At 71.9% G+C, this 15325-nt stretch carries 13 protein-coding genes and 1 riboswitch; of the genes, 6 read left to right on the plus strand and 7 right to left on the minus strand.

What is annotated here, in order from left to right:
- Positions 1–68: 68 nt before the first annotated feature.
- Positions 69–575, minus strand: a complete 507-nt coding sequence (locus I3F54_RS08355) for a transglycosylase SLT domain-containing protein (protein ID WP_240117999.1) — start codon at positions 573–575, stop codon at positions 69–71.
- Positions 576–578: 3 nt separating this feature from the next.
- Positions 579–764, minus strand: a riboswitch (cyclic di-AMP (ydaO/yuaA leader).
- Between the two features lie 598 nt (positions 765–1362).
- On the opposite strand from I3F54_RS08355, the gene I3F54_RS08360 reads away from it, so the two are divergent.
- The 5 genes from I3F54_RS08360 to I3F54_RS08380 all read left to right on the plus strand — a co-directional run bounded on the left by I3F54_RS08360 (position 1363) and on the right by I3F54_RS08380 (position 7522).
- A complete protein-coding gene (locus I3F54_RS08360) occupies positions 1363–2373 on the plus strand; it encodes a polyprenyl synthetase family protein (protein WP_240118000.1) in 1011 nt (336 codons plus the stop codon).
- Positions 2374–2877: 504 nt separating this feature from the next.
- Positions 2878–4137 (plus strand): DUF2092 domain-containing protein, encoded by a 1260-nt coding sequence (locus I3F54_RS08365; RefSeq protein WP_240118137.1) that lies wholly within the window; start codon positions 2878–2880, stop codon positions 4135–4137.
- Positions 4138–4196: 59 nt separating this feature from the next.
- Complete coding sequence (locus I3F54_RS08370; RefSeq protein WP_240118001.1) at positions 4197–5171, plus strand: ABC transporter ATP-binding protein; 975 nt, start codon at positions 4197–4199, stop codon at positions 5169–5171.
- Positions 5158–6051 carry an ABC transporter permease gene (locus I3F54_RS08375; RefSeq protein WP_240118002.1) on the plus strand — a complete coding sequence of 298 codons (894 nt, stop codon included), beginning with the start codon at positions 5158–5160 and terminating at the stop codon, positions 6049–6051. Before I3F54_RS08370 ends, I3F54_RS08375 begins: the two co-directional genes overlap by 14 nt.
- A 307-nt stretch (positions 6052–6358) precedes the next feature.
- Positions 6359–7522, plus strand: a complete 1164-nt coding sequence (locus tag I3F54_RS08380) for a tetratricopeptide repeat protein (RefSeq protein WP_240118003.1) — start codon at positions 6359–6361, stop codon at positions 7520–7522.
- 65 nt (positions 7523–7587) lie between these two features.
- Here I3F54_RS08380 and I3F54_RS08385 read toward each other — a convergent pair whose 3' ends face one another.
- The 3 genes from I3F54_RS08385 to I3F54_RS08395 all read right to left on the minus strand — a co-directional run bounded on the left by I3F54_RS08385 (position 7588) and on the right by I3F54_RS08395 (position 10338).
- The gene (locus tag I3F54_RS08385; protein ID WP_240118004.1) at positions 7588–8064 is read right to left on the minus strand and encodes a VOC family protein; all 477 of its coding nucleotides are present in this window, start codon (positions 8062–8064) and stop codon (positions 7588–7590) included.
- A gap of 220 nt (positions 8065–8284) precedes the next feature.
- A complete protein-coding gene (gene rarD / locus I3F54_RS08390) occupies positions 8285–9319 on the minus strand; it encodes an EamA family transporter RarD (protein WP_240118139.1) in 1035 nt (344 codons plus the stop codon).
- Positions 9320–9483: 164 nt separating this feature from the next.
- On the minus strand, positions 9484–10338 hold the full coding sequence (locus I3F54_RS08395) for an SDR family oxidoreductase (protein ID WP_240118005.1): 855 nt from the start codon (positions 10336–10338) through the stop codon (positions 9484–9486).
- A 99-nt stretch (positions 10339–10437) separates the two neighbouring features.
- Between I3F54_RS08395 and I3F54_RS08400 the strand changes: the two genes are divergently transcribed.
- A complete protein-coding gene (locus I3F54_RS08400) occupies positions 10438–10842 on the plus strand; it encodes a helix-turn-helix domain-containing protein (protein WP_240118006.1) in 405 nt (134 codons plus the stop codon).
- A 108-nt stretch (positions 10843–10950) separates the two neighbouring features.
- Here I3F54_RS08400 and I3F54_RS08405 read toward each other — a convergent pair whose 3' ends face one another.
- The 3 genes from I3F54_RS08405 to I3F54_RS08415 all read right to left on the minus strand — a co-directional run bounded on the left by I3F54_RS08405 (position 10951) and on the right by I3F54_RS08415 (position 15184).
- On the minus strand, positions 10951–12042 hold the full coding sequence (locus I3F54_RS08405) for a 2-oxoacid:ferredoxin oxidoreductase subunit beta (RefSeq protein WP_240118007.1): 1092 nt from the start codon (positions 12040–12042) through the stop codon (positions 10951–10953).
- Positions 12035–13966, minus strand: coding sequence for a 2-oxoacid:acceptor oxidoreductase subunit alpha (locus I3F54_RS08410; RefSeq protein ID WP_240118008.1), 1932 nt, complete (start codon positions 13964–13966; stop codon positions 12035–12037). Before I3F54_RS08410 ends, I3F54_RS08405 begins: the two co-directional genes overlap by 8 nt.
- 558 nt (positions 13967–14524) lie before the next feature.
- Positions 14525–15184 carry a response regulator transcription factor gene (locus tag I3F54_RS08415; protein WP_308373269.1) on the minus strand — a complete coding sequence of 220 codons (660 nt, stop codon included), beginning with the start codon at positions 15182–15184 and terminating at the stop codon, positions 14525–14527.
- Positions 15185–15325: the final 141 nt, after the last annotated feature.

A 15325-nucleotide genomic window follows, 5' to 3' on the forward strand; every position in this document is an offset into this window, starting at 1 on the left:
GGGAACGGCTGCTCCCGCGGGAGAGGCCCTTGCCGTGGAAGCGGCGCGCCCCCGGGGGCGCGCCGGGATCAGTAGGCGCCGAACACGTTGTCGATGGAGCCGTAGCGCGCGGCGGCGTAGTTGCAGGCGGCGGTGATGTTGGCGACCGGGTCGTAGGGGTCGTACGCGGTGCCGGGCACGTGGTAGGCGGCGAAGGTGGGGTCGATGACCTGCAGCAGACCCTTCGAGGGGGTGCCGGCTGCGGCGTTGGAGTCCCAGAGGTTGATGGCGTTGGGGTTGCCCGACGACTCGCGGATGATGTTGCGGTAGATCCCGTTGTACGAGCCGGGGATGCCCTTCTCGGCCATGATCGCCAGTGACTCGCGGATCCAGCCGTCGAGGTTGTTGGGGTATCCCGCGAGGGTGGTCGAGGCGGTCGCGACGGACGACGACACCGCGGTCGCCGGGGTGGCCGCGGAGGCGCTCGTCGCACCGAGGAGCGGGAGGGCGAGGACGGCCGCGCCCGTTCCGGCCACGGCGAGGGCGCGGGTGAGACGGGACGTGCGGGACGGGCGGTGCTGACCGGCAGCAGGCATGGCGAATTTCCTCTCCGGCGCCTGCGAGGTGAGCTGTCGGGTTCGGGCTGGGAGGTGCCCGGCCGAACCGCCCTTGGGCGGTCGGCTTCACCCCGAGCCGGTCCGGCGCGTCCGAGGACGCGCGGCCCGGCGACTTACCTGGGTCCCCCGCTCCTGCCGCACGTGAAATGGGTACGTCGATGGTGTGGAACGGGCGGCGGCAGGATTCGGCGTCCGCCCGACAGGCCGGGAACGTATGCGAGAGCACATGTCGGGAACAAGTACCGGATTCACTCAACGCCCCGAGTAGTCATGATCGGGGCGATTTGAGGCGCTTGATCCTTTGTGGCCGCCAAGGCCCAACTCGCCGACGGGGTACGGCGAAAGAGGTGGGGGGTCCGGGGCGGGGTTCGGCCTTTCGAGTGAGCCAACTCACCTTGGTCGACAAGCGTGGTGAAACGGGCAAACGGCTCAACTTGCTTGTAAGGGGTGGGGTGTCGGGTCCGTCGTGGAACCCCATGGGGGGTGCGGGTCGTTCTTGTGACGGTTGTCCGCTAAGTGAAGGAGGTGTCGCCTCGGGTTCGAGAGTGTTGCGGACCTTCCGGGGAATTACTTCCTGGCAAGTCGATGAATGTCCGGCCTTATCAACCGATCAAGAACATAACGGGCGTGATCCGATACCGCCTGGCCTGTAACCGTGGGGCCTATCGGTGATCGAAACATGACCGGATACGCTGACGAGTGATGGCAGCGACCTATCGACAAACCGTGTAATCGCCAGCAGACACCAGCAGACAGGAGACCCCTCGTGACCGTCGTCGGGCCGTTCGGGCTGAGCGTGCGGGACCAGGCTCTGGAAGCCGATGTCCAGGCCGGATTGACGGCTGTCGAGGAAGGGTTGCTCGAGGCCACCAAGAGTGAGGTTCCCTTCATCACCGAGGCGGCGCAGCACCTGGTGCGCGCGGGCGGGAAGCGATTCCGGCCACTGCTCGTGATGCTCGCCGCGCAGTTCGGTGACCCCTATGCCCCGGGCGTCGTGCCGTCGGCCGTGGTCGTGGAGCTGACCCACCTGGCCACGCTGTACCACGACGACGTCATGGACGAGGCGTCCGTCCGGCGCGGAGTGCCCAGCGCCAACACACGGTGGGGGAACTCCGTGGCCGTCCTGACCGGCGACTTCCTCTTCGCCCGGGCCTCCCAGATCCTGGCCGACCTCGGCCCGGAGGCGGTACGGGTGCAGGCCGTGGCGTTCGAGCGGCTGGTGACCGGGCAGATCCTGGAGACGGCCGGCCCCCAGGACGGACGGGACCCCGTCGAGCACTACCTGGATGTGCTGGGGGGCAAGACCGGGTCGCTGGTGGCCGTGTCGTGCCGGTTCGGGGCCATGATGTCCGGAGCGGACGAGACCGTGGTGGACGTTCTGACGCAGTACGGGGAGCGGCTCGGCGTCGCCTTCCAGCTGGCCGACGACGTGCTCGACATCGCCAGCGACTCCCACGAGTCCGGGAAGACCCCCGGGACCGATCTCCGGGAGGGGATCCCGACCCTGCCCGTGCTGCGGCTGCGTGAGCGGGCGGCGCGCCTCGGGCTCGCCGAGGACATCGCGCTGTGCGAGCTGCTGGACTCCGACCTGAGCGACGACGCGCGGCACGCCGAGGCGCTGGCGGCGCTGCGGGCGCACCCGGCGCTGGAGCAGGCGCGGAAGGACACCGTGCGGTACGCCGAGGAGGCCCGCGCCGCACTGGGTCCGCTTCCCGAGTGCGTTGCCAAGCTCGCGCTGATGGAGCTGTGCGACGCGGTCGTCCACCGGGCGGGCTGAGCCGAGAGGCACCCTGCCCCGCGGTTGCCCCGGGCGCCTGCCCGCCCCGGCACCTGCTCGCGCGGGCACTGCCCGCCGCGGCGCCCGACCGGGCGGCACCGACCGCCCCGGCGTCCGTGCCCCGGCGGCCCTCGCCCGACCCCCGGCCCTCCCGGCCCCGCAGCCCGGCCCGGAGGTGCGGCCTCGACGCCCGTATCGCCGGACCGGGTTCCGCGCCCCCGCCTCGGCTCGCGGAAGCCGCCGTCGATGCCCTCCTCGCCGCCCCGTCTCCACACCGCGCATCCCCTACGGGTCGGCGGACTCCAGGCCCTCCACGTCATACCGGAGAACTACGCGGAGTTGAGCCCCGGGGCTGACGCATCCTCATGGCGGATTTGGTCAGATGGAGAGCACGGAAGACACCGAACTTCACCGATTCGGGTGAGAATGGCGGCTTGGTGGGATCCGTGCGCTGCGGCGCGAGACGGACGGACAGTCGCCGCCGACTACGGAGGTATGGCACACATGACACCGTACGAGTCCGACGACGGCAGGGACGCGGGCGAGACCGAGGATCTGCGGGCGGGGCGGCGCAAGGCCTCGCGGTACGTCGTCCCGGTCGCGGTGGTGGGGGTGGCGGCGGCGACGATCGGGATCGTGCCCGCGCTCGCCGACTCCGGTGACCCCGACCTGCCGAAGATCAGCGCACAGCAGCTCATCGAGAAGATCGCCGCGTCCGACGTACAGCAGCTGTCCGGCACGGTGAAGATCGACACGGACCTCGGGCTCCCCGACCTCGGGGGGCTGGGCAACGGCCTCGGCTCCGGGTTCGGCGGAGCCGGCAGGGGACCGGGGGCCGGAGGCGACGGCTCCGCGGCCGACCCGTCGGCCAGGCTGACGGAGCTCGCGTCCGGATCGCACACCCTGCGGGTCGCGGCCGACGGGCCGGACCGGCAGAAGGTGTCACTGCTGGAGGACACCGCCGAGTACAGCCTCATCCACAACGGCAAGGACGTGTGGGGCTACGACAGCGAGTCCAACGAGGTCTACCACTCCACCGTCGACGACACCCCCCGCGGCAAGGGCGCCGACGAGGACGGGAGCCGGGGCACCGGCCGTCAGGAGGGACTGCCCGCCACACCGAGCGACTTCGCGGCGGAGGCCCTCGAGTCCGTCGACGACACGACCTCCGTCACGGTCGACGGCACGGTCCACGTGGCCGGCCGCGACGCCTACAAACTGCTGATCAAGCCCAGGCAGTCCGGCACCACGGTCGGCGCGATCAGCATCGCCGTGGACGCGAGGACCGGGACGCCGCTGAAGTTCACCCTCACGCCGGCCACGGGAGGTGCGGCCGTGGTCGACGTCGGCTTCACGAAGGTCGGCTTCACCGCACCGGCCGCCTCCACCTTCGACTTCACCCCGCCCCGGGACGCACAGGTGACCGAGGACGAAGGCCACGGGAGGGCCGGAACGGGGGCCGCCGTCCCCGGGTCCGGCAAGGGTCTCGCCAAGGGACTGGACGGGATGAAGGTCCTCGGCAAGGGCTGGAACACCGTCGCCACCTTCGACACCGGCGGTTCCGGCGCCCCCTCGGGCTCCGAGGTCGGCGGTGACCTCGGCGGCTTCCTCGACTCGCTCGGCGACCACGTCAACGGCACGTTCGGCTCCGGCACCGTCTTCTCCACCCGCCTGGTCAATGCCCTCATCACCGACGACGGCAAGGTCTACATCGGTACGGTGGACAAGGACACGCTGGTTCGCGCCGCCAACGCCGGTCGGTGACGGGGCCGTTGCGCGTCGAGTGACCGTCACGGCCGTCGACCCGTCGAGGAGTGCAGCCCATGGGCCCTGTGTCCGCCGCGGAGACCGAGGTGAGCGACGTGGACGATCCGGTCATCCACACCCGCGCACTCACCAAGCGCTACCGCGGCGGACAGCTCGCCGTGGACGGTCTCGACCTGAGCGTCCCGGCGGGCAGCGTCTTCGGTTTCCTCGGCCCGAACGGCTCAGGAAAGACCACCACCATCCGCATGCTGATGGGCCTCATCGAACCGACCTCCGGCGCGGCGCGGCTGCTCGGGCGCCCCATGCCGCGGGCCGCCCGCACCGTACTGCCGCAGGTCGGCGCTCTCATCGAGGGACCGGCCCTGTACGGCTTCCTCTCCGGCCGGGACAACCTGCTGCGCTACGACGCCGCCGACCCGACGGCCGACCCCCGCACCCGCCGCGCACGGGTCACGGCGGCGCTGGAGCGGGTCGGACTGACAGCCGCCGCGGGCAAGAAGGCCAAGGCGTACTCCCTGGGCATGAAGCAGCGGCTCGGGCTCGCCTCGGCACTGCTCCAGCCGCGCCGGCTGCTCGTGCTCGACGAGCCGACCAACGGGCTCGACCCGCAGGGGATGCGGGAGATCCGCGCCCTGATCCGGGAACTGGCCGCCGACGGCACCACCGTCTTCCTCTCCTCCCATCTCCTCGACGAGATCGAGCAGGTGTGCAGCCATGCCGCCGTCATGGCCCAGGGGCGGCTCGTCGTCCAGGGCCCGGTCGCCGAGCTGGTGGCACGGGCCCGCGGGCGGCTGGCGGTGACCACGCCGGACACCTCCGACGCGGCCCGGGTGCTGAAGGAGCAGGGCGTGACGGACGTCGTGGTGACCGAGGAGCGGGTGTCGGGGGAGCCACCCGAAGGCGAACTGGCCGACCTGAACGCCGCGCTGGTGGCGTCCGGCGTCCGGGTGCGCGGGTTCGGGGTGGAGCGGGCCTCGCTGGAGGACGCGTTCGTGGCCCTCACCGGGGAGGGTTTCGATGTCGCAGGCTGATGCCCTTCCGGGCGAGGGTCCACGCGCCTGCCGCACGCCCGGGCCGCTGTGGAGCCTCGGCCTCTTCCGCAGCGAGCTGGTCACCACGCTGCGGCGCTGGCGCACCCTGGCACTGCTGGGGGTGCTCGCCGCCGTGCCGGTGCTGGTCGGGATCGCCGTGAAGATCGAGACCCGGGGCGGCTCTCCGGCCGGCGGCCGGGGCGGCGGTGGGCCGGCGTTCATCTCGCAGGTCACCAACAACGGCCTGTTCCTGGTGTTCACGGCCCTGGCGGCGACCCTGCCGTTCTTCCTCCCGATGGCGGTCGGCGTGATCGCAGGGGACGCGATCGCCGGTGAGGCGAACGCGGGTACCCTGCGCTATCTGCTGGTCGCCCCGGCCGGGCGCACCCGGCTCCTGCTCGCCAAGTACACGACCACGGTGGTGTTCTGCCTGCTGGCCACACTGGTCGTCGCCGTCTCGGCGCTCGCCGTGGGGGCCCTGCTGTTCCCACTGGGCGATCTCACCACCATCTCCGGCACCCGGATCAGCCTCGCCGACGGGCTGGGCCGCGCCCTGCTGATCGCGCTGGTCGTCGCCGCCTCGCTGGTCGGTGTGGCCGCCCTCGGCCTGTTCGTCTCCACGCTCACCGGCAGCGGCATCGCGGCGATGGCGACGACCGTGGGCCTGCTGATCACCGTGCAGATCCTGGACCAGATCCCGCAGCTGGACGCTCTCCAGCCGTACTTCTTCTCCCACTACTGGCTGTCCTTCGCCGACCTGATGCGCGATCCCGTCCAGTGGGACGACCTGCAGCGCAACCTGGGGTTGCAGACCCTGTACGCGGTCGTGTTCGGCTCGGCGGCCTGGGCCCGATTCTCCGGGAAGGACATCACGGCCTGACGGCCGGGTGGCGGGACGGCCCGCCGGCCGGATCCGCGTGCGGCCCGTGTCGGCCGGCGGGGTGACCGCCGGGAGGGCGTCACCGCCCGGAACGGACCGCCCCGCGCCCACGGGAGCCGAGGCCGTGAGAGGCTCCGGACCTCGGGGGAGCTCTCGGGACGAGTCTGTGACGCTGTGGTGACGCCGTCGCCGGGAGTGACCGGCGAGACTTGGAGGCACGTGCAGGAACGGAGTGTGGCGCCGGAGGCACGGAGGGCCGCCACGGCTCCGGCGGCGGAGAGAGGCGCGGGGAACGGTGAAGGGCACGATGGAAGCGAAGTCTCGATTCGGCCGCAGCGAGCGGGAAGCGAAGCCGGACGCGGCAACGGCAGCCCCCGGAGGGTCCGCCGCGGTCCCGCTGGACGTCCATGTCCCGGCCGCCGGGCCCGGGGCCGGGCGCGCGTGGATCGGCGGCGTGCCGGTCGTCGCGGGCGAGGGTGAGGAGATCCAGCGCGCCGTTCTCGCGCGGTTGCACCGCATCGCCCTCGCCGCCGGCCGCTCCGTGTACGTCACGATCCACGACGAGCGGGTCGACTGCGTCGTCCCGCTCCGGGTCGACCTCGACGGGTCGAGCCACCTCACGGCGGAGCCGGTCGCGGCGCCCCCGGGGGCGGGCGCCGAGGGGGTGCGGGCCGCGAACGGTGCGGAGAGTGTGCGGGCCGCCGACGTCCCCCCTGCTCAGCCTCCTGCTCCCGCCCCTGCTTCCGTCCCTGACCCGGCCCCTGCTCCCACCCCCGGTCCCGCCTCCCTCCCCGCTGCCGTGCCCGCCCTCGGCGGCGAGCCCGAAGCCGACGCCCGCTTCCCCTCCGCTCCCGGCGTCGGTGCCGGTGCGGGCGCTGCTTCCGGCCTCGCTTCCGTCGTCGGGACCATGGGGACTGACGTCGAACCCGCCGCCGGAGCCGCTCCGCCCCGTGGCTTCGACGCCGTCGCCGAGGCCGTGCTCGCGGAGGAACCGGCCGTCGGCGCCGGGGCCCCGCCCGGGCTCGCGGCGGCGGTCGCGCAGATCAACGAGGCCGTGCGGTCCGGATGGATACCGGAAGCGGCCCGACTCGCCGAGCACACCGTGGCCGGGACCACCGGGATCCTGGGCCCGGAGCACGCCGAGGTGCTCCGGCTGCGCGCCCTCACCGCCTACATCGCCTACCTGGCAGGCGACCCGGTCCGGGCGTTCCACCTCTGCCTGGACCTGGCCCGCGTCCACCAACGTACGCGCGACGCGGAGGCCGCCTACGGGAACGTGCAGAGCGCGGCCACCGCGTGGCGCGCGGTGCGCGACCCGTCGCAGGGTCTGGACCTCGGGCGTGACCTGATCGGCCTGTGGGAGGAGCTCAGTGCCGTGGCGGGTCCCGCCGCGGACGACGTCGAGCAACTGGGCTTCGCACGGGCCCGTATGACCCGGCTCGCCGCACGTGCCGCCGCCGGGCGGCAGTGAGGGCTCTGGCCGCTCCCGCACGAGTCCTCCCCTGCGGGCGGTGGTGCTCCGATGCCTGCCGCGGCTCACTGCACGCAGAACTCGTTGCCCTCCGGATCGGACATCACCACCCACTGGCCCGACGGTTCCTGCACCCGCCGCAGCACCTTCGCGCCCAGCGCCTCCAGCCGCTCCACCTCGGCGTCGCGCCGGTCCCGGCCGGCGTGCAGGTCGAGGTGGAGCCGGTTCTTGACGGTCTTCGGCTCCGGTACGCGCTGGAACAGCAGCCGTCGGCCCAGCCCGGTGCCGCTGGCCTCGTCGTAGGGGTCGTCGGGGTGGCGTACGGCGATCAGGTCCCGGAAGGCGGGGCGGCCGTGGAACTCGACGGTGGCCGCGCCGGGCAGTGCGCCGAGTTGCAGCAGCCGTTCGACGAGTGCGCTGTTGTCCTCGATCTCGTAGTGCAGGGCGGCGGCCCAGAAGTCGGCCTGGGCGTGGGGGTCGGCGGCGTCGACGACGAGCTTCCAGTGCAGGGGTGCGGGTGTCGGAGTCATGTAGTCACCCATAGGGGTTCCACGCGTGGGTGGGCAACGGAAACGCCGGAGGAGCCGCGAACGGCCGGGGGATCGGTGCGGGTGACCCCTGGGAAGGGCCGTGACACCGGACCGATGCTGGTCCCGCACGGCGTCGGGGCCCACGGCGTCGGCCCCGGAGGTCCTGCCCGAGTCGCCGCCCACGGGTGGTCCGGGCGCCTTCACCCCTGCGGGCCAGGCCGCTGCGCCGGTTCTACGGGCCGGTGCCCGCGTCCAGCAGGTCCGCGCCGGACGCGGAAGGCAGGCCCTCCGCGCTGCGTGCCGCGCCGGGGGAACCGGCCGTCGCGGTCGTGTCCGTCCTCGCGCCGCCACCGGCCGTCACGGCGGTGCCGAGGGCGCCGTTGCGGCTTCCGGCCGGGCCCCGGGCCCCGATCCCGCTGTCGGCCCTGATGGCGATCCGGGACCTGCGCGAGGCACGCCAGGCGTCGGCCGTGAGCAGCACCAGTGCCAGCCACACCAGGGCGAAACCGGCCCAGCGTTCGGGCGGCATCTCCTCGCCGAAGTAGAGGACACCCAGCAGGAACTGGAAGACGGGCGCCAGGTACTGCAGCAGACCCAGTGTCGACAGCGGAACCCGGATCGCCGCCGCGCCGAAGCAGACCAGGGGCAGCGCCGTGACGACGCCGGTCGACGCGAGCAGGGCGGCGTGGCCGGCGCCCCCGGTCGTGAACGTCGAGCGGCCGTGGGTGGTCAGCCACAGCAGATAGGCGAGTGCGGGCAGGAACTGGATCGCGGTCTCGGCGGCGAGCGACTCCACGCCGCCGAGGTTGACCTTCTTCTTCACGAGGCCGTAGGTGGCGAAGGAGAAGGCGAGGCAGAGTGAGATCCACGGCGGGCGGCCGTAGGCGACGGTCAGGACCGCGACGGCTCCGGCGGCCACGCCGACCGCGACCCACTGCACCGGTCGCAGCCGCTCCTTGAGGATCAGCACGCCCATGGCGATGGTGACCAGCGGGTTGATGAAGTAGCCGAGGGAGGCCTCGACGACGTGCCCGGCGTTCACCGCCCAGATGTACACGCCCCAGTTGACGGTGATGACGGTCGCGGCGATCGCGACGAGCCCCAGCCGCCGCGGCTGCCGCAGCAGCTCACCGGCCCAGGCCCATCGCCGTACGAAGGCCAGCGCCACCGCGACGGCGACCAGCGACCACACCATCCGGTGGGCGAGGATCTCCACCGCGCCGGCGGGCTTCAGCAGGGGCCAGAACAGGGGGACGAGCCCCCACATCCCGTAGGCCGCGAAGCCGTTCAGCAGTCCTATGTGCCGCTCGCCCTTGGATGTGCCCACCGGCCCCTCCCTCTCCCGTTCGCCGGAACGACGGTAACGCCGATCACCACCACCTGTCATGCCCGTATCGCCATACGGTCATGACAGGTGGGGAAGGGTGCGGGTCAGCCCTTGAGTGCGGCGGCGACGGCCTCGCCGAGCGGCGTGGTGGGGCGGCCGTTCAGGCGGGACAGGTCCCCGGTGGAGACGACCAGTTCACCCTTCTCGATGGAGGCGTCCGCGCCCGCCAGCATCGCCGCGAAGGGTGCGGGCAGCCCGGCGTCGGTGAGGATGCCGGTGAGGGCGTCGACGGACACCGGGGTGTAGGTGATCTCCTCGCCCGTCTGCCGGCTCAGCTCCGCCGCGAACTCGGCCAAGCCCCAGGCGGTGTCGCCGCCCAGTTCGTACGTCCGGTTCTCGTGTCCCTCACCGGTCAGGACGGCGACGGCGGCACCTGCGTAGTCGGCCCGCGAGGCGGAGGAGACGCGGCCCTCGCCGGCCGCGGCGACGACGGCGTGGTGCTCCAGGACGGGGGCGAGGTTCTCGGTGTAGTTCTCGTGGTACCAGCCGTTGCGGAGCAACGTGTACGGCACACCGGAGCCGACCAGGATCTCCTCGGTGGCGCGGTGGTCGTCGGCGAGCGCGGCGGTCAGCGTCACCGGCGCGCTCGTGTACGCGAGCAGCGCCACGCCGGCCGCCCGGGCGGCGTCGATGACGACCTTGTGCTGCTGCGGGCGGCCCTTGTCGAACTCGTTGCCCGAGATCAGCAGCACCTTGTCACCGGCGGCGAAGAGGCCGTCGAAGGTCTCGGGCGCGTTGTAGTCGGCGACGGCGAGCCGGACGCCGCGTTCGGCGAGGTCGGCGGCCTTCGCCCGGTCGCGTACGACGGCGGTGATCTGGTCCGCGGGGACCTTCTCCAGCAACTGCTCCACGACGTGGCGGCCGAGCTTTCCGGTGGCTCCGGTGATGACGATGCTCATGGTGCGGGATCTCCTCGTGGTCTCTCGATGACGTCCGGAACTAACCATAAGGAAGGCGCTAACTGTTCGAAAGTACCCACTCTGAAGTAAGGTACTGGCATGGAGGTAAGTGACGCAGGGGTCGACTGGAAGGCCGAGGGCGACGGGATGTGTCCCTCGCGCCAGGTGCTGGAGCACGTCACCAGCCGCTGGGGGGTCCTCGTACTGATGCGCCTGCTGGAGCGCTCCTACCGGTTCGGCGAGCTGCGCCGGGCCATCGGCAGGGTCAGCGAGAAGATGCTCACCCAGACCCTGCAGACCCTGGAGCGCGACGGCCTGGTCCACCGCGACGCCAAGCCCGTGATCCCGCCGCGGGTCGACTACTCGCTCACCGGCCTGGGGCGTGAGGCGGCCGACCAGGTGCGGGCGCTGGCCCTGTGGACGGACCGGCGCACGGCCGAGGTCGAGAAGGCCCGCCGGGCATACGACGAGGCCCGGGCACAGCGGCCCGGGCCTCGCGTGTGAGGGGTGGGACGGCCTCGCTGACGTGGTGCGCACGGCGCGGCGGTCGCTCACGGCTGCGGCCCGGGCGAGGTGGCCCGGGCCGCAGCCGTGCGGTGCGTGGACACCGGCTCAGCCGACGACCGTCCAGGTGTCGCCGCCGGCGAGCAGGGCGGCCAGGTCGCCCTTGCCCTTCTGCTCGACCGCGGTGTCGAGTTGCTCCGCCATCCGGGTGCCGTAGACCGGGCGGTCCACGGAGCGGAAGACCCCGATCGGAGTGTGGTGCAGGGTGTCGGGGTCGGCGAGCCGGGACAGCGCGAAGGCGGTGGTCGGGGACGCGGCGTGCGCGTCGTGGACCAGGATCTCCGCCTCGTTCTGCGCGGTGACGTCGACCACCTCCAGCTCGCCCGTCGTCCGGTCGCGGACGACACCGCGGGAGCCGCCCTCACCGCCGAAACGGATCGGCCGGCCGTGCTCCAGCCGGATCACGGCCTCATCGGCCCGCTGCTTGTCCTTCAGGGCGTCGAAGGCACCGTCGTTGAAGATGTTGCAGTTCTGGTAGATCTCGATCAGCGCCGTGCCCGGGTGCGCGGCGGCCTGCCGCAGCACCTCGGTCAGGTGCTTGCGGTCGGAGTCGATCGTGCGGGCCACGAAGGAGGCCTCAGCGCCGAGGGCCAGCGACACCGGGTTGAAGGGCGCGTCCAGCGACCCCATCGGCGTCGACTTGGTGATCTTGCCGATCTCGGAGGTGGGGGAGTACTGCCCCTTGGTCAGGCCGTAGATCCGGTTGTTGAACAGCAGGATCTTGAGGTTGACATTGCGGCGCAGGGCGTGGATGAGGTGGTTGCCGCCGATCGACAGCGCGTCGCCGTCGCCGGTGACGACCCAGACCGACAGGTCGCGCCGGCTGGCCGCCAGTCCGGTGGCGATGGCCGGGGCCCGGCCGTGGATCGAGTGCATCCCGTAGGTGTTCATGTAGTACGGGAAACGGGAGGAGCAGCCGATGCCGGAGACGAAGACGATGTTCTCCCGGGCCACCCCGAGTTCCGGCATGAAGCCCTGCACGGCCGCGAGGATCGCGTAGTCACCGCAGCCCGGGCACCAGCGCACCTCCTGATCGGACTTGAAGTCCTTCATGGTCTGCCGGGCCTCGGCCCTGGGGACGAGCGAGAGCGCCTCGACCACGCCCGTGCCCTGCCTGGACGAACCGTTCGTCTCAGCCATCGATGGCCTCCTTCAGCGCCGTGGCGAGCTGTTCCGCCTTGAACGGCATTCCGTTGACCTGGTTGTACGAGCGGGCGTCGACCAGGTATCTGGCCCGGATCAGCATGGCGAGCTGGCCGAGGTTCATCTCGGGGACCACGACCTTGTCGTAGCGCTTCAGCACGTCGCCGAGGTTGCGCGGGAAGGGGTTGAGGTGACGCAGATGGGCCTGCGCGATCGACTCGCCGGCCGTGCGCAGCCGCCGGACGGCCGCGGTGATCGGCCCGTAGGTCGAGCCCCAGCCGAGCACCAGGGTCCCGGCGGCGCCCTGAGGGTCGTCGACCTCCAGGTCCGGGACGTCGATGCCGTCGATCTTCGCCTGGCGGGTGCGGACCATGAAGTCGTGGTTGGCGGGGGCGTAGGAGATGTTGCCCGTGCCGTCCTCCTTCTCGATGCCGCCGATGCGGTGCTCCAGGCCCGGCGTGCCCGGGACCGCCCAGGGCCGGGCGAGGGTCTGCGGGTCGCGCTTGTACGGCCAGAACACCTCGGTGCCGTCGTCCAGGGTGTGGTTCGGTCCCTGCGCGAACTGCACCCGCAGGTCGGGCAGCTCGTCCAGGTCGGGGATCCGCCACGGTTCGCTGCCGTTCGCCAGGTATCCGTCCGAGAGCAGCATCACCGGGGTGCGGTAGGCCAGGGCGATACGGGCGGCCTCCAGCGCGGCGCCGAAGCAGTCCGCGGGCGTCTTCGGCGCGATCACCGGGACCGGCGCCTCACCGTTGCGGCCGAACATCGCCTGGAGCAGGTCGGCCTGCTCGGTCTTGGTCGGCAGTCCGGTGGACGGCCCGCCGCGCTGGATGTCGACCACCAGCAGCGGCAGCTCCAGGGACACGGCCAGACCGATGGTCTCGGCCTTCAGCGCCACACCCGGGCCGGAGGTGGTGGTCACCGCCAGCGATCCTCCGAAGGCCGCGCCCAGCGCGGCACCGATACCGGCGATCTCGTCCTCGGCCTGGAAGGAGCGCACGCCGAAGTTCTTGTGCCGGCTCAGCTCGTGCAGGATGTCGGAGGCCGGGGTGATCGGATAGGAGCCCAGGAACAGCGGCAGATCGGCCTGGCGGGAGGCCGCGACCAGGCCGTAGGCCAGGGCCAGGTTGCCGGAGATGTTGCGGTACGTGCCCGGCGGGAACGCGGTCGCGGCCGGGGCGACCTCGTAGGAGACGGCGAAGTCCTCCGTCGTCTCCCCGAAGTTCCAGCCCGCCCGGAACGCGGTGATGTTCGCCGCGGCGATGTCCGGCTTCTTGCCGAACTTCGACTTCAGGAACGCCTCGGTGCCCTCCGTCGGCCGGTTGTACATCCACGACAGCAGACCGAGCGCGAACATGTTCTTGCTGCGCTCCGCCTCCTTGCGGCTGAGGTCGAACTCCTTCAGCGCCTCGACCGTCAGCGCGGTCAGCGGCACCGGGTGCAGGCTGTAGCCGTCGAGGGAGCCGTCCTCCAGGGGCGAGGTCTCGTACCCGACCTTCTGCATCGCCCGCTTGGTGAACTCGTCCGTGTTGACGATGATCTCCGCGCCGCGCGGTAGATCGCCCACGTTCGCCTTGAGGGCGGCCGGGTTCATCGCGACCAGCACGTTCGGAGCGTCGCCCGGGGTGAGGATGTCGTGGTCGGCGAAATGCAGCTGGAAGGAGGAGACGCCGGGCAGGGTTCCGGCGGGCGCACGGATCTCGGCGGGGAAGTTCGGCAGGGTCGACAGGTCGTTGCCGAAGGACGCCGTCTCCGAGGTGAACCGGTCGCCGGTGAGCTGCATCCCGTCGCCCGAGTCCCCTGCGAACCTGATGATCACCCGGTCCAGCCGGCGGACGTCCTTCGTCCCGGCCGGTTTCCGCTGCTCTCCTACGACGGTGGTGTCGGTCTGCTCCGCTGGACTGCTGACCTGGCTGGTCACTGAACTGGACCTCCCTCGAGGCGGCTGTCGGGGAGGGACCTTCCCAAGGTCCTCCCAATATCAACCCTACGTCTCTAAGGGCTGCCTTCCCTGGGTCTTTCGCATCACGGACACGACGCGGCAGGGCACCATGGCTCCGCTTGGCGGCACGCCCGGCACGCCGGCCGGGCATGATCGCGGCGTCGGCGGGGCGGGCCCCCTGGCACGGCCGACCGTGGTCCGGATTCCGGTTCGATTCCGGTCCGGGCGTGGCCGAGTGGTCTGACCTGTACACGGCCCCGTGGACCGGTCCGGGCGCGGTGTGCCGCCCCCGACCTGCCGGGGCCCTGAGCGGCGCCGTGTGCGCCCCCTGTGCCCGCGTGCACACGGTTGTGCACGGTTGTGCTCTCTTCTGTGCGGAAGAGCCCGCGATGTGCCTCTTCCCGGAGGACGTGCACCGTACGTGCCGCGGTTTCCGGCGGGGCCCCGGGAGCGGACGACCGGCCCCGGTCGGGACGGACCGGGGCGTGTCGGGGCGGACCGGGGCGTGTCGGGGCGGGTGGGGCCGGACGGGGTCCGTCAGGAGTTGAGGTAGGTCAGTACGGCCAGGACCCTGCGGTGGTCGCCCTGGCTCGGGGACAGGCCGAGTTTGAGGAAGATGTTGCTGACGTGCTTCTCGACCGCCCCGTCGCTCACCACCAGCTGCCGGGCGATCGCCGAGTTCGTCCGCCCCTCCGCCATCAGGCCCAGCACCTCCCGCTCCCGCGGGGTCAGCCCGGCCAGCACGTCCTGCTTCCGGCTGCGCCCGAGCAACTGTGCGACCACCTCGGGGTCGAGCGCCGTACCGCCCCCGGCCACCCGCACCACCGCGTCCACGAACTCCCGCACCTCGGCCACCCGGTCCTTGAGCAGGTAGCCCACGCCGCGGCTGGAACCGGCCAGGAGTTCGGTGGCGTACCGCTCCTCCACGTACTGCGACAGCACCAGCACCCCGAGCCCCGGGTGCGCCCGGCGCAGCTGCACGGCGGCCCGGACTCCCTCGTCCGTGTGCGTGGGCGGCATCCGCACGTCGGCGACGACCACGTCGGGCAGCGCGTTCTCCGCGTCCAGCTCGGTGATCGTCTTCACCAGCGCCTCGCCGTCCCCGACACCGGCCACGACGTCGTGCCCGAGGTCGGTCAGCAACCTGGTCAGGCCCTCCCGCAGCAGCACCGAGTCCTCGGCGATGACCACCCGCACCCTGTTCTCCACGTTCTCCACGATCTTCTGCTCCCCCACACGCACGCGGTCCGGCAACACGTCCAGCATTCCAGCATCGGGAACGGACTGCCGTCGTGCGGTGCGATCCGGAGGCGCCGGGGCGGGCGTCCGGCTGTCCGG

This window comes from Streptomyces sp. MUM 2J, from assembly GCF_022414535.1.
Taxonomy (GTDB): domain Bacteria; phylum Actinomycetota; class Actinomycetes; order Streptomycetales; family Streptomycetaceae; genus Streptomyces.